The organism is Arthrobacter sp. zg-Y179 (genome assembly GCF_020907345.1).
Lineage (GTDB): Bacteria > Actinomycetota > Actinomycetes > Actinomycetales > Micrococcaceae > Arthrobacter_B > Arthrobacter_B jinronghuae.
This window is the reverse complement of record NZ_JAJJOB010000005.1, coordinates 267,975-281,372: the sequence shown is the minus strand read 5'-3', so window position 1 is coordinate 281,372 and position 13,398 is coordinate 267,975. Positions and strand designations below refer to the sequence as shown.

General features: G+C 62.4%; 11 protein-coding genes. 9 read left to right on the top strand and 2 right to left on the bottom strand.

Going from position 1 to position 13,398, the window contains the following annotated elements; genetic code table 11:
* Positions 1 to 4 precede the first annotated feature (4 nt).
* From LOC56_RS04460 to nagA, 5 genes are all read left to right on the top strand, one after another.
* Positions 5 to 985, top strand: coding sequence for a carbohydrate ABC transporter permease (locus LOC56_RS04460; RefSeq protein WP_229950863.1), 981 nt, complete (start codon positions 5 to 7; stop codon positions 983 to 985).
* Positions 978 to 1,898, top strand: a complete 921-nt coding sequence (locus LOC56_RS04455) for a carbohydrate ABC transporter permease (protein WP_229950861.1) — start codon at positions 978 to 980, stop codon at positions 1,896 to 1,898. Before LOC56_RS04460 ends, LOC56_RS04455 begins: the two co-directional genes overlap by 8 nt.
* 20 nt (positions 1,899 to 1,918) lie before the next feature.
* On the top strand, positions 1,919 to 3,670 hold the full coding sequence (locus LOC56_RS04450; RefSeq protein WP_229950859.1) for a DUF4832 domain-containing protein: 1,752 nt from the start codon (positions 1,919 to 1,921) through the stop codon (positions 3,668 to 3,670).
* Between the two features lie 87 nt (positions 3,671 to 3,757).
* Positions 3,758 to 4,735, top strand: coding sequence for an ROK family protein (locus LOC56_RS04445; RefSeq protein ID WP_229950858.1), 978 nt, complete (start codon positions 3,758 to 3,760; stop codon positions 4,733 to 4,735).
* Complete coding sequence (gene nagA / locus LOC56_RS04440) at positions 4,732 to 5,853, top strand: N-acetylglucosamine-6-phosphate deacetylase (RefSeq protein WP_229950857.1); 1,122 nt, start codon at positions 4,732 to 4,734, stop codon at positions 5,851 to 5,853. The genes LOC56_RS04445 and nagA overlap by 4 nt, the downstream gene beginning before the upstream one ends.
* Before the next feature lie 46 nt (positions 5,854 to 5,899).
* Here the strand turns inward: nagA and LOC56_RS04435 are convergent, their stop codons facing one another.
* A complete protein-coding gene (locus tag LOC56_RS04435) occupies positions 5,900 to 6,463 on the bottom strand; it encodes an MOSC domain-containing protein (protein WP_229950855.1) in 564 nt (187 codons plus the stop codon).
* A gap of 256 nt (positions 6,464 to 6,719) precedes the next feature.
* Between LOC56_RS04435 and LOC56_RS04430 the strand changes: the two genes are divergently transcribed.
* Positions 6,720 to 7,685 carry a hypothetical protein gene (locus LOC56_RS04430; protein WP_229950854.1) on the top strand — a complete coding sequence of 322 codons (966 nt, stop codon included), beginning with the start codon at positions 6,720 to 6,722 and terminating at the stop codon, positions 7,683 to 7,685.
* A 500-nt stretch (positions 7,686 to 8,185) separates the two neighbouring features.
* On the opposite strand, the gene LOC56_RS04425 is transcribed toward LOC56_RS04430, so the two are convergent.
* Positions 8,186 to 9,265, bottom strand: a complete 1,080-nt coding sequence (locus tag LOC56_RS04425; RefSeq protein ID WP_331460910.1) for an alkene reductase — start codon at positions 9,263 to 9,265, stop codon at positions 8,186 to 8,188.
* 225 nt (positions 9,266 to 9,490) lie between these two features.
* On the opposite strand from LOC56_RS04425, the gene LOC56_RS04420 reads away from it, so the two are divergent.
* From LOC56_RS04420 to LOC56_RS04410, 3 genes are all read left to right on the top strand, one after another.
* Entirely contained in the window at positions 9,491 to 9,889 is a 399-nt protein-coding gene (locus tag LOC56_RS04420; protein WP_229950851.1) for a hypothetical protein, read from the top strand.
* A 1,002-nt stretch (positions 9,890 to 10,891) separates the two neighbouring features.
* Positions 10,892 to 11,623 (top strand): hypothetical protein, encoded by a 732-nt coding sequence (locus tag LOC56_RS04415; RefSeq protein WP_229950849.1) that lies wholly within the window; start codon positions 10,892 to 10,894, stop codon positions 11,621 to 11,623.
* 190 nt (positions 11,624 to 11,813) lie between these two features.
* A complete protein-coding gene (locus LOC56_RS04410) occupies positions 11,814 to 12,794 on the top strand; it encodes a hypothetical protein (RefSeq protein ID WP_229950848.1) in 981 nt (326 codons plus the stop codon).
* The last annotated feature ends 604 nt before the right edge of the window (positions 12,795 to 13,398 follow it).

Sequence of the window (13,398 nt, the reverse complement as noted above, 5' to 3'; positions counted from 1 at the left end):
TGCGATGACGACAACTGACCGCCGTGCAGGCCGCCCCGCGCCGTCCCAGAAGGACGGCGCGGGGCCGGCCCGCCCGGCCCCGCTGCCCGGACCGGCAGGGAAGCGCAGGCGCCCCGGCAGGGACGGACTGTGGCCGTGGTTCTTTATTGCGCCACTGGTGTTCGGCATCGCCGTCTTCTACCTGTGGCCGATTGTCCAGACCGTCGCCATGTCCTTCACGGAGACAGGGCCGTTCGGCGGGTCGACCTTTTCGGGCCTGCAGAATTACACCGAGTTGCTGGCCGACCCGCAGCTGTACCGGTCGCTGGGCAACACGCTGCTGTACACCGGCATTGTGATGCTGGGGATCCCCATCGCGGTCTACCTGGCGAGCCTGCTGAACCTTCCGGGCCTGCGCTTCGCTTCCGTCTACCGGGTACTTTTCTTCCTCCCGTACGTCGCCATGCCGACGGCGGTCGCGATGGTCTGGCGGCTCATTTTCAACGGCGATTTCGGGCTGGTGAACTACGGCCTGGGGTTCCTGGGCATTGACGGGCCCTACTGGATCAGTACGCCGGTGTTCGCAATGGTGGCGGTGGCGATTGTGGGGCTGTGGTCCTCACTCGGATTCAGCCTGATTGTGCTGGCCGCAGGGCTCAAGAACATTCCGCCGGAACTCTACGAAGCCGCCGAGCTCGACGGTGCAACCCGCTGGGGACAGTTCAAATCCATCACCGTTCCGCTGCTTTCGCCCAGCGTCTTCTTCGTCACGATCGTTACGGTCATCTCCAGCTTCCAGCTCTTCGACCTGCTCTACGCGATCCTGGGCAGCAGCAACCCCGTCCTGCCCAAGAGCATGTCCCTCGTCTACTTCTTCTACCGAGAAGGATTCGTCAACAACGACAAGGGGTTCGCGGCCGCGATCGCCATGGTGATCCTCCTGATCATCGGCTTCGTCACCCTGCTGCAGTTCCGGTTCCAGAAGAAGTGGGTGCAGAGTGACTGACAGGTTAATGCCCGTGCGGATGCCCGATGCCGTGCCGGAGACGGCGTCGAAATCGGTGCAGCGGAAGTCCCGCGCCCGGGCGAGGGCACGGGCCCGACGGCGGGGCGGCTCCCACGCCGTGGCGCACATTGTGCTCGGGCTGGGTGCACTGGTCATGGCCTTCCCCTTCGTATGGCAGATCATCATGTCGCTGTCCACCAACGCCGAGGTGCAAAGCGTTACGCCGGTGTTCTGGCCGGCGGAGGTGCAGTGGTCGAACTATGCCGAGGTCTTCGAGCGGCTGCCCTTCCTGGGCCAGCTGCAGAACTCCGTGGTGATCACGGTGATCCGCACCCTGGCACAGATCCTCTTCTGCACACTGGCCGGCTATGCCTTTGCCCGGATGCGTTTCCGCGGCCGGTCTGTCCTGCTCGCCCTGGTGCTGTCGATCCTGATGGTCCCGTCGCAGGTTTACCTGCTGTCCCAGTACCAGATTGTGCAGGGCCTCGGGCTGCTGGACAGTGTGGGCGGACTTGTCCTGCCCGGCCTTTTCAGTGCCTTCGGGACCTACCTGATGCGCACGGCCTTCCTGAGCATGCCCGCGGAGTTGGAGGAAGCCGCGCGGCTGGACGGCGCGAATCCGTTCCAGATTTTCTGGCGGGTCATGCTGCCGCTGGCGCGGCCCACCATGAGCGTCCTGGCCATCACCACAGTGCTGTGGTCATGGAATGAGTTGCTCTGGCCGCTGGTGGTAACCACCTTCAGCGACCGGATGCCGTTGTCCGCCGGGCTGGCAACCCTGATTGGCGACCGTACTACGGACTATCCCGTGGTTATGGCCGCGAGCCTGCTGGCCATGGCGCCGGTGCTTCTCTTGTTCATCTTGTTGCAGCGCCGGGTTATTGACGGCCTCGCCTCAAGCGGCCTGAAGTAATCCTCGACATCTGGAGAATCATGAAAAAACCTACGCTGGCGGTTCTTCTGGCTGCCGCCGTCGCCCTTGCCGGGCCGGCGGCAGCAGCCGTCGCCCTTGACCCCGCACCCGCCGCCCCCTCCGTCTACGTGCCCGGGGATACGGCCGCCACGGTGGCCTACGAACCCAGCAACGAGGTGATCGCCAACCCCCAGCGCGGGTTCTACCACCACACCGAGACCCACTACCGCGCGGACGGTTCGGGCTACGTCCCGCTCGATGCAGCGGCCCTGGCGGCACTCCGGCCGCAGGGTATAACGCAGATCCTGCGGGTCTTTTACCTGGAGAAGTTCGCCGCGGACCCGGTCCTCGATGAGGAGTTCCTGGCGCTGGTCCAGGCCGACTACGACACGGCGCGTGAAGCCGGAGTGTCGGTGATTACGCGGTTCGCCTATGTCCAGGGCGGCGCCTGGCCCTACGTGCCGCCTTACGGAGACGCACCCCTGGACGTGGTGCTTGCGCATATTGAACAGCTTGGACCGGTGCTGCGCGCGAATTCCGACGTGATTCCAGTAGTGCAGAACGGGCTGATCGGGTTGTGGGGCGAGGGCTACTACACGGATCACTTCGTGGCAGACCCGGCGAATCCCGGCGTCGTGACCCCGGAGGACTGGGCCAAGCGCTCGGCCGTCACCCAGGCCCTGCTCGATGAGCTGCCCGCCGACCGCGGTGTCCAGGTGCGCACGATGGCCTCGAAGCAGCAGATGCTCGGCGTGCCCGCCGCGGCGTCGAGTGCAGTCACGGCCGCGGAAGCGTACACGGATACCGCCATAGCGCGCACCGGACACCACAACGACTGTCTGCTCGCCGCCCCGGACGACTGGGGCACCTTCCTTTCGGACCCGATCACCCTGGACCAGGAGTATCTGGCCGCTGACAGCCTCTACGTTCCGGTGGGCGGCGAAACCTGCAACGTGAACCCGCCCCGGTCGGAATGGGAAAGCGCCTCGGCTGAACTGGCCCGTTATCACTACAGCTACCTCAACACCGACTACAACCGGGACGTGCTGAATTCCTGGGGCGAGGCAGGGCTTGCCGAGACGGCGAAGAGGCTGGGCTACCGGTTGGTTATGGAGTCCTCCTCCGTTGCACCGGCGGATGACTCCGCTGTGTCCACCGCGGCCGCGGATGAGTCCGTGGTGGTTTCCGTTGACGTACGCAATGACGGGTGGGCGGCTCCCTATACGCCGCGGACGGCCCTGCTCGTGCTGACCGGCAGCGATGGATCCACAACTTCGGTGCCGTTCACGTCCAACGCCGATCTCCGCCGCTGGCTCCCGGGAACAACCAACACGTTGTCCACCACGCTGAGCCTGTCCGATCCGGCGCTCGCTTCCCTGGCCGAAGGCAGCTATCAGCTCGCGATTGCCTTCCCGTCATCCGATCCGGGTACCGCGGCCGATGCCCGGTTCGCCGTGCAGGCAGCGAATATCGGCACCTGGAATCCGTCCGAGGGTACGAACCTGTTGGGACAGACCGTAATGATCGGTGCCCGGGCCGCGGTGCCCGGGCCGGTGACTCCTGAGCCGTCGACGGCACCGGTTGTGCCGCCGGTTGCGCCGCCGGTAGCGACTACGCCAGCCCCGCCCACCCCGCAGGTGGATGTCCTTGCTAACACCGGCGGCGGACTGGGGCCTGTCTCCGCTCTCGCGCTGGGCGGTTCAGCCCTGCTGGCCATCCTCGTCGGCGGTGCCTTCCTGGTCTATCGGCGGCAGCTGGAGCGGCGCACCTGACGCCCGGGAATACCCGGATCCCTGCAGCTGCCGGGGGATCATTGGCCCGTTGGGTCATCACGACGCCGCTACGACGAGGAAACCAGCATGTCCCTACCAGCCATATCGCTCGGTGCCGGATCTTCAACGGTCCTGGCCTTCGACGTCGGCGGAACCTACATAAAGGCAGGAGTGGTCGGCCCCTCGGGCCGGCTGCAGGCGTTCTGCCGTGTTCCGACTCCCCTCGACAAGGCCAGGCCCGCAGAAGCAGTGCTGGACCGGATCGCGGCGCTTGCCCGCAACTTCAGGAGCGAGCTGCCCGAAAGCCGGATCGAGGCCGCGGGAGTCATCGTGCCCGGGATTGTTGACCCGGGCACGGGAACCGCTGTCTATTCCGCCAACCTCGGCTGGCGGAACTATCCCTTTGCGGAGGAAGCGGAACGAAGGTTGGGAATCCCCGTGGCGTTTGGACACGACGTCGCTGCCGCCGGAGACGCGGAAGTCCGGTTGGGCGGGGCGAAGGACTTCCGGGACGTACTGGTCATCGTTATCGGAACCGGGATCGCCGCCGCCGTTTTCTGCGAGGGCAAACGGGTCACGGCCGGGGGTTATGCCGGCGAAATCGGGCAGGCCCTTGTCCCGGCCGGTTCGCTGACCGGTACTGCCACGCTGGAGTCCGTGGCCTCCGCCGCGGCTATCGCCCGGAGGTATGCGGCACAGGCGGGGCACCAGGTGGACGGTGCACGGGAGGTGGCGGGCCGTGCCCTTCAGGGGGATGCGGTGGCGCGGCAGGTCTGGGGAGATGCCGTGGACGCCCTCGCCTTCAGCATCGCCCAGTGCGCCAACATTCTTGGGACGGAAGCCTTCATCATCGGCGGCGGGTTGTCCCAGGCAGGTGATGCCCTCTTGGTTCCCCTGCGCGAGCGCCTGGACCGGATGCTGGGATCCGCCCGGCGTCCGCACATCCTGTGCGCCCGGCTGGGCCAGGACGCCGGCTTCATCGGAGCCGCCCTGAACGCGCGGGAGCTGCTGCTGAACCGGCCTGCCCGTCTGTCACCGGAATCCGCACCGTCAGGAACCGCATGATCATCGAAGCCTCAGCAGTGCTCACCCCCGAGGGCATGCAGGAGCCGGGCTGGATCGAAGTGGACGGCGGGGACATTGCGGACGCCGGCCCCGGCAGGCCTCCCCGCCGGGCTGACTACAGTCTTGACGCCACGGTGGTTCCCGGATTCATCGATGCGCACGTCCATGGCGGCGGCGGGTACTCCTTCAGCGACCCGGAGGTCAACGCTGCCGATCGTATTGCCGCCGTCCACCTGGCACACGGCACAACCACCATGATGGCCAGCCTCGTGACCCGCCCCCATAACGAACTCGTGGCCAGTGTTCGCGGCCTTGCAGGAAAGGTGCGGGACGGCGTCGTCGTTGGTATTCACCTGGAAGGCCCTTGGCTGAGTCCTGACCACCGGGGTGCGCACGCGCCCGAATTCCTGCAGGAACTGCGGATGCCGGAGTTGCTGGAACTCCTCGAGGCCGGGGCAGGGACCATCCGGATGGTCACCTTGGCGCCGGAGTTGGACGGCAGCCGCGAAGCCATTGCGGCAATCACCGCCCATGGAGCAAAAGCGGCCATCGGCCACACCGGTGCCACGTACGCCCAAACCCTGGCGGCCATCGAGGCCGGTGCCCGCATTGGCACACACTTATTCAACGGCATGCGTCCGGTACATCACCGCGAACCTGGGCCTGTGATTGCACTATTGGAAAACAGTGGGGTCTTCTCCGAAGTCATTGCTGATGGCGTGCACCTGCACCCGGCGGCTGTCCGTACGGTGTTCAACAGCCCGTGCCGCGCGGTCCTGGTCACCGATGCCATGGCCGCCGCCTGCGCCCCGGACGGCCGCTATGCCCTGGGCGGTGTCGCGGTGGACGTGCATCAGGGGCAGGCGCGGACCGTTGAGGGCGGAAGCATTGCCGGCAGCACACTGACTCTCGACGCCGCCCTGCGGTACACCGTGAAGACGGTGGGCATACCGCTGTCCATGGCTGTCGAAGCACTCACCGGGAGCCCGGCCGCGATGCTTGGCCTCAGCAACGTCGGCCGAATCGAAGCAGCCCGGCGCGCTGATCTGGTTGCCCTGGACGGTGATCTGGAGGTGAAGGCCGTTATGCGCGCGGGCCAGTGGGTTAGCGGCCCTTGAATGGACGGGCCCGGACGCTGCCGTGCTCACCTTCCGCGCAGGAGTTTCAGACGCACTTGAGCCGGCGCTGCGGCCCGGCCGGAACCTCGACGCGGATTTCGTCGTCGACGTTCACCCGCCCGCCTGCCAGCACGATGCCCATGATTCCCGTCTTCCGCACGACTTTTCCCGCGCTGTCGCGGGGCAGCACCGCTTTGAGCAGCCCGGTTTGGAAGCGGTCAATCTGCCGGCAGGGATTCCGCAGCCCGGTCACCTGGACGACGGCGTCGGGTCCGATCCGCAGGAGTGTCGCCTCGGGCAGGTTCAGGAGGTCGATGCCGCGGGTGGTGATGTTTTCGCCGAGGTCGCCGGGACCCACCTCGAAGCCGTCCCGCGCCAGTTCCTCGAACAGCTCCGCATGGATCAGGTGCACCTGCCGCAGGTTGGGTTCCGTCGGGTGGAACCGCTTTCTGAACACATGCTGCACGGTGGTGCCGGAATGCGCGTCTCCTTCAACGCCCAGCCCTTCCACCAGCAGAACCGATTCCACCTGGTCCTTGCTGAAGTTGTGCTTGCTGCTTTGACTGACGGAGAGCACTTTCGATCCTTCGGGAGTGCGGGTGGCAGTCATTGACGGATCATTTCATATCCCGCCACGGCCTGCGGAAAGGGCCCCGGAGCACGCCACCCGTGACGGGAAGTCGATTTTTCCCAACTCGACCTAGACCGTGTACCTCCCGGCATTCGGTGCGCACCGGCCCAAGAGGACACGAACAGGTAATGATTTGGGGGGGTGGTATGGACTTACACGTTTTGGGAACACAGGATAAACACAGCAAAAGTACCCATGTCAGCCAATCATTCCTGGGGACGAAATGAGCCGCGTAATGCAGTCGAATACTGTTCAGCGAGGTGCTGCTACCCGCCCTGTGAAGCAGCACGACAGCACAACCCTGTGGTCCATCCTGACTATTGAGCCGGAGCGTAAGAATGCCGGCGACGACATTATCCGCCATGTTGTTGCCCCTTTGTCTTCCCAACTGCGGGCCGGGGAGGGGAGCCGGTTTCGGTTGTCACGCAGCCCGGAATCCGACCGTCACGCCGTGCTCCTGCATCTGCTTGCCACCGACGACGTCGCTAAGCGCCTATGGAAGTTTGCGCACGCGCTGGCGGACGAAAACGTTGCCACGCTGGGTACCGTGAAGATCTCCCACTCGCCGGGGCTCGTCTATCCGCCGCTGCCGGGCGAACCGGTACCTGAGGTGGTGGAAGCGGCATTTGCACGGTTCGGCGGGCCAAAGGGCTTGGACCTGGTAACTGAGATTGGCGAGGTCTCCATGGATCTGACTTTGTGGGCGGTCAATCGCTTTCCCAGCCTCAACACGCGCTCGATGCTGGCTGCCCTGCTTCTCTTCGACGCCGGCCACGCCATGATGCGGGGCCCCCGGTCCGCTGTTTGGCCCGACCGCAGAACCACTAGCTGGGACTTCTACTGGAACGCTCATCTGCACGCCTGCATAGGTTCTTTTGGCCCGAACGCTGCGCAAGCGCGCAGGGAAATGATGGCCCGGATTGCACCCCGGGTTATGCCCGCACATCGGGTGATGGCCGCTCTTGCCTCAGAGCAGGCAGTGGATATCTGGCGGAAGCGGTGGGCAAGGGCCATGGATGAGTATTTGTACCGGGCAGACAAACAACGCGTCAGCCGCAGTGCTCAGCAACTGGCAATGGGGGCTACCCAGCACGCACTCAACGGGCTGGGATTCGCGCTCAGGGAGCAGGCGACCCTTGGCCTATACGCGCGTGCATGGAGTAAGGAAATTGAAGCGCAGTATTCCGGTGAGGAGCATTAGTCGCAGCCGTCAAAACGGTAAGAAACAACGGCGCAGGCCGCACCGGTCAATGGCCACGGAACACTTCGTTCTACATCGGATCTCCCAACGATCTGGGGTGCGGGTCCGGGTTCTTCCACCCGCCCCGGTGCGTCATGGACGGTTCGACTGGTTCCGGTGCCCGCCGCACGACAATAAGGATCGTGGCAATGGGCCCTAACAGGAGCGATAACAGGAACCAGATCCAGCGGGAGCGATTCTTCTGCTCGGCAAGGCCGGCATTTATAAGCGCCACCATGAACCAGAATGTGCCGGTACTTACGTAATCGTCCATTGGCCCACCTAACCACAAGCCGCAATACACCGAGGCGCGGAAAGGCCGTGGCAGCCGATCATGAACGAGCGTCCCTGTCCCATGGGCGCCGCCCATGATCGACGCGAAACTGAATCCCGATCATCCGCTGACAATGCGACGGCAGGCCTCCCTCATCACGCGGAAGGCCTGCCGTCGTTCGTTTCGGCTAGGAAACCGGAGCGAGCTCCGGGTAGTCCGTGTAGCCGGCGGCGCCGTCGGTGTAGACGGTGGCCTGGTCGATCTCGTTCAGCGGGTGGTCCTCCTGCCAGCGGCGGGCCAGGTCCGGGTTGGCGATCACGGGACGGCCGACGACGGCGGCGTCGGCCAGGTTCTCCTCGAGCAGCATGACGGCGTCGCTGCGGGTGGTGACCGTGCCGAAACCGGTGTTCATCAGCACCGGGCCGCCGAAGCGGCGGCGCAGGCCCTGGACCAGCTCGTCGGCCGGATCCGCGTGCAGGATGCTCAGGTAGGCCGGCTTCAGATCGGCAATGCCGTCCACCAGGGCGGTGTAGGTGGCGGTCACATCCGCGCGGTCGGTTTCCAGCACGCCCTGGATGTTGTGCTCCGGGGAGATGCGGATGCCGGTGTGCTCGGCGCCGACGGCCTCGGCCACGGCTCGGAAGGTCTCGATGACCAGGCGGGCCCGGTTCTCCGGGGACCCGCCGTAGTTGTCGGTGCGGGTGTTGGAGACGGGGGAGAGGAATTCCTGCAGCAGGTAGCCGTTGGCACCGTGCAGCTCGACGCCGTCGAACCCTGCCTTCATCGCGTTCTGTGCTGCGGAGACGAAGTCCTGTACGACGCCGGGCAGTTCTGCTTCGGTGAGGGCGTGCGGCACCGGGTAGGGCTGCTTGCCGTCGTAGGTGTGCGCCATGCCTTCGACAGCGATGGCGCTGGGGGCGACCGGCTGGCGGCCGCCGTTGATGTTTTCGTGCGCGACGCGTCCGGAGTGCATCAGCTGGGCGACGATCCGGCCGCCGGCCTCGTGCACGGCGTCGGTGACGCGCTTCCAGCCGGCGACGTGGTCCTCGGTGACCAGGCCGGGCATCAGGGCGTTGCCCTGGCCAGTGAAGGAGGGGTAGATGCCGTCAGTGATGATCAGGCCCATGGAGGCGCGCTGGCGGTAGTGCTCGACCATGATGTCGGTGGGCACACCCTTACGGTCGGCGCGCACGCGGGACATCGGTGCCATGACTAGGCGGTTGGGCAGTTCCATGGTGCCGACGGTCAGCGGGGTAAAGAGTTTCACTAAGTGGTTCTTTCTGTTGCGTGGCTCAGGACGCGGATGCTCCGGGCCTATAGGTCTGTATATGCAACAACAACCGCGAGGGTGCCAGGAGATATTCCGCTGACCTTGCACATCACACTCGGGAGGCCTGACACACCCAACAACGAGCTGTCGTTTCGCTTAGCTAGATAATCTCTAGCCGCTGCTTGTTTCCATTCCGAATGAACCGTGTCGTAGGCTGCCCGGATGGGGAAAGATGCAAAATCGGGCGTAGTTTTATTAGCACTATGCGCGACTCTGGTCGTCACCGGTTGTGAAAGTGATGTCGAAGACACGGCGATATCTCATGCCTGTGCACAGGCATTTGAAGATCTTCGCCAAATATCTGACGCTATGTATGCAGCCGAAGCAGAGGGCAATATCTTTACTGACGACCAGTGGAACTCCATAGATGTCCCACCTTTGGAGGCATGCAATTCGGCGGATGAGTGGCTGGCCGCTGGGAAGCAGAATCCTGGTGCTTTGGGGTTCACGCATCCCGATGCAATCGATGAAACGGTGCTAGGTGTTTTCTGCTATGGCGATGATGTGACTAGTACACCAGTCTGCGTTGATGCGGCGGCCAAGGGTATTGAGGCTCCGTGACTGGCAGGTTCAGCTTTCTTTAATATCACGTAAGCTGACAGTCAATTAAAGGGTCTCCAGAAGTCGTTTTCACACGGGCGTGCAGGGTCCCAGCAGAGGTCCAAGACGTCTTCTGTAAGCGAAGCGCGCCGTATCCCGAGGGGCCTCAGAAGAACGAGTAAAGCCCCGTCACGTGGGACGGATCAGCAAACGCATCCTCGAGGTGCGAAAGCTGACATATGCGCTGTTATCGGCATCAGAGATCAGTTTACATTTATCCTCTTGGCGGTATTTCGTGGATCCAGATGGTTTTGTTTCACAGCCCAGCCGTGCCGTGGTTCTGGGGGAGGATCCACATCCGGTTGAGGTAGAGACTCTTCCATCTTCTTCCCCTGAGAACGACGAGACTTTGGTTCAGGCTGCCGCCTTTGCTTGAGTCGAGCATGCGGAGCAGCTCCACGTATGGACGGAAAGCGAGAGTGCGAAAAGATCGAGGATCGCTCTCCGGCCAATCACGAACCTCAACAGAACGACTGGGAACGGCCAGTCTGATGCCACAAGGGCAAACTGGACTGGCATGGGTATGGGGAAAGCGCCTGAGGGGGAGGGTGCCATCAGGCTCCCTCCCCCTCAGCTACAAGGGCTCGATAGTTATTTCGAGACCGGCTACAGTAATGCGACATGTAATGCGGAAGCCGTGACCCACTAAGGGTTACCTCCTTTCTATAGGGATGTTCCCCCCCGCCGGCCAGGGCGGGGGGGAACATCTGCTTAACCTCAATCTTCAGGGCACGAGGGGCTGGCTGCAAGCTGTCTACCCCCACGATTTAAGCGACCAAAGTAAACCGTTGAAGCGGCAAAATTGTGCTCTTTTACCGTTGACAGTTGACGCTTGTTGCGGAACGAATTAGCGTTCGTTGCGGAGTCTATATAAGGAAGAAGTACGGAACCCCAGGTAACCCATGAATCACGTGGATACCTGGTCTCTCCGCTACGAACGTAAACTTGTTGGAGGAACCCTGCATGGATGAGCCCGTTGATGCCTTAGCGAAGCTGAATGGCGCTGTTGATCGGGCCAAACGAATCTCAACGGTTCAGTTTCCAGTTGTTTTCGTGCGGCGAGATGGGGAGGATGCCCCATTCCTTTCGAAGCTGATGCGCGGCGGGCGGGGAGGCGAGGTTCGTCTCAGGCTCTATCTAACCTTGAGGATGCAGGCAACCAGGCACCCTTATAGACTCAGGGCTCGGCCTGCCCGAAGTCTGGCAGCCATGCTCAACCTGCCTGACGACACTGGTCCGCGACAGATTAACGCTGCCTTGAAGTGGCTTGAAAAAGAACGGTTGATCCGCCGGGATCGCCAAGAGGGAAAACCATCGGAGTTCACCCTACTGAAGCCGGATGGTTCGGGCGAGGAATGGACATCTCGGTCCGAGCCGCGGTGGGTCACCATCCCGATTGAATTGTGGAAGAACGGCTGGATCCTGAGGCTCAACGGACGTTGTCTGGCTGTTTACGTTGCACTCCGAGAGCTCACAGGCGGAAGCGGCCCGGAAGGAGGAGTCATGGATGGCCACCGAAAGGCCCAGTATGGAATGTCCCTGGACACCTGGACTCGGGCCACGAAGGAACTTGAAGACATGGGCATCTTGACGGTGAAGTCGGAGGTTTATGGCGACGAGGATTGGGACCGGCGACGCCGTAATAGGTACAGGCTTATGAATTTGGCTGATCTCGGTTCGCCGTCTTGGTATTGAAAGGGGCACGCGACTTGGATGGAGGTTGGTGAAAGCACTCTCGTCCGCGGGGGCCGAGCGAAGGTGGTGACTCGCGTGCTCACAAGGGAACAAGCGAAACAGGATCGGCACAAGCGTGATGTAGAGATGATCCGTGCCCAGGGCTGGTCAACCGGCTAGGACGCTGGTTCAGTGACCATAGACTTCAGTCATGAGTATGGAGTCAAAGGCAGCGTTTGGGGGGACCCTTCTGCGGTTAAAAGAAGCGCAGAATCAGCGGGTGCAGTTTCGGAGAAAGTGGGCGGCCCACCTTGCCGATGTTCCGTATGAGTTTTCGTTGGAGTCCGATACTGCCCTCGATCACCGGCTGATGGGCCATGAAAAACGCACCGCCCCGCCTGACCTCGGACTTCATTTCGGCATGTGGTTACAGCAGCAACGAGCTGCCCTGGATAACGCCCTGTATGCCTGCGTGGGCCTCCGGCAGAACAGCTTCCCGCCAGCCCGAGAGAATCTAATCGAGTTTCCCATTGTTGAGTCTCTGGGGAAGTTTCGAGCCACCAAGACCATCAAGAACGATGTGGTGGACCTGGAGGTTGCAGAATTCTTGGAGGGACATCAGCCGTATCGCCATTACTACAAGGGGAAGGAACAGGATCCCCATCTGTCACCGTTGTACTGGCTCAACGAGCTAGCCCGTGTAGATCGGCACCGAGTTATGCACGTCGGCGTTGGATCAATGCAGATATCGCGGAACCTCTTCCTCTATGGAGGGGCTGAACACAAGGTCACGCACGTTGTCGAGGAAGGCCATCTCCTTACCGGCAGCACCTGCCTCGTAGCTTTCAGCACCGCTCAACAGTTGCGCTCTCGGAAGTTTCGTTTCCACGAGAAACCGCAGATCCTCCCTGAAATCTCCGAATGGAGTCAGGCCAAATGGAATATTTATGTGTTCGGACATTGGGATGAACCCGATCCCGGTTATGTGCAGGGTTATGTGCCGCTGGACGTCCGCATGTCCGACATCGAGAAAACTGTAATCGATATTTGTGGAGGCCTCGCCCGCCATTCCGGTTTAAACCGCTTTTTCGATTCGGTCGAGTCTTCTGTGTACTCCAGGCCCTTTGATTATCAACCGACTAAGTACTGGGGTGAAGACCCTGCCCAAAGACGCCGGGTTAACGGTTTGTAGGCCTGGTCAAGGGCTCGGAAGAGGGCGCCTGCACGCGTGGATCTTCATCCTAAAAGGCTCTCCGGAATCCATGTGCTCGATGGGCGAAAGTGTCTAAGCGCGAACCGAGTCACGAGCGTCGACACCCAAACGCGGCGTACACCGGGGCAATGCGGTGCAGAAGACGCATGCCGCGCGACAATCAACTCGTGTTCCTGACATCGCAGCGACACTATGGATTCCAAAGACACTCTGGCGAGAATAGTGTGTACCCAATAACCTCTGACGGGACCGGAGTATGCCCAGGACTCAATCGGCCGATTCGTGCCGTTGTCATTCACCCCGCGGCGAAGTACGACGGTGTCTTTCCTGAATGCGTCTCGAAGCACGCCCTGACAGATAGCCACATGCTTGGCTGCGAGCCACCCGGGAGCGGGCAAGGTCTACAACCATGCGCGAAAACTGACCTAGCTTTGGTTTCGCAACCGTGCAATCCTTCCCGACTATCTACACGATTCAGGCTCACCGCTAAACACTTGGCAGAAGCAGCACACACCCGGGCCGCAGCCAAAGTCGAGACGGGCATTACTAGGTCTGCACGGCCGGTATAGATTCGACCGAGCCC

What these genes read in the sequence shown, in the direction of transcription:
- LOC56_RS04445 (WP_229950858.1), top strand. Translation starts at nt 3,758, where the DNA reads ATGTCCCTACCAGCCATATCGCTCGGTGCCGGATCTTCAACGGTCCTG.
- LOC56_RS04450 (WP_229950859.1), top strand. Translation starts at nt 1,919, where the DNA reads ATGAAAAAACCTACGCTGGCGGTTCTTCTGGCTGCCGCCGTCGCCCTT.
- LOC56_RS04410 (WP_229950848.1), top strand. Translation starts at nt 11,814, where the DNA reads ATGAGTATGGAGTCAAAGGCAGCGTTTGGGGGGACCCTTCTGCGGTTA.
- LOC56_RS04420 (WP_229950851.1), top strand. Translation starts at nt 9,491, where the DNA reads ATGGGGAAAGATGCAAAATCGGGCGTAGTTTTATTAGCACTATGCGCG.
- LOC56_RS04415 (WP_229950849.1), top strand. Translation starts at nt 10,892, where the DNA reads ATGGATGAGCCCGTTGATGCCTTAGCGAAGCTGAATGGCGCTGTTGAT.
- LOC56_RS04430 (WP_229950854.1), top strand. Translation starts at nt 6,720, where the DNA reads ATGCAGTCGAATACTGTTCAGCGAGGTGCTGCTACCCGCCCTGTGAAG.
- LOC56_RS04435 (WP_229950855.1), bottom strand. Translation starts at nt 6,463, where the DNA reads ATGACTGCCACCCGCACTCCCGAAGGATCGAAAGTGCTCTCCGTCAGT.
- LOC56_RS04460 (WP_229950863.1), top strand. Translation starts at nt 5, where the DNA reads ATGACGACAACTGACCGCCGTGCAGGCCGCCCCGCGCCGTCCCAGAAG.
- nagA (WP_229950857.1), top strand. Translation starts at nt 4,732, where the DNA reads ATGATCATCGAAGCCTCAGCAGTGCTCACCCCCGAGGGCATGCAGGAG.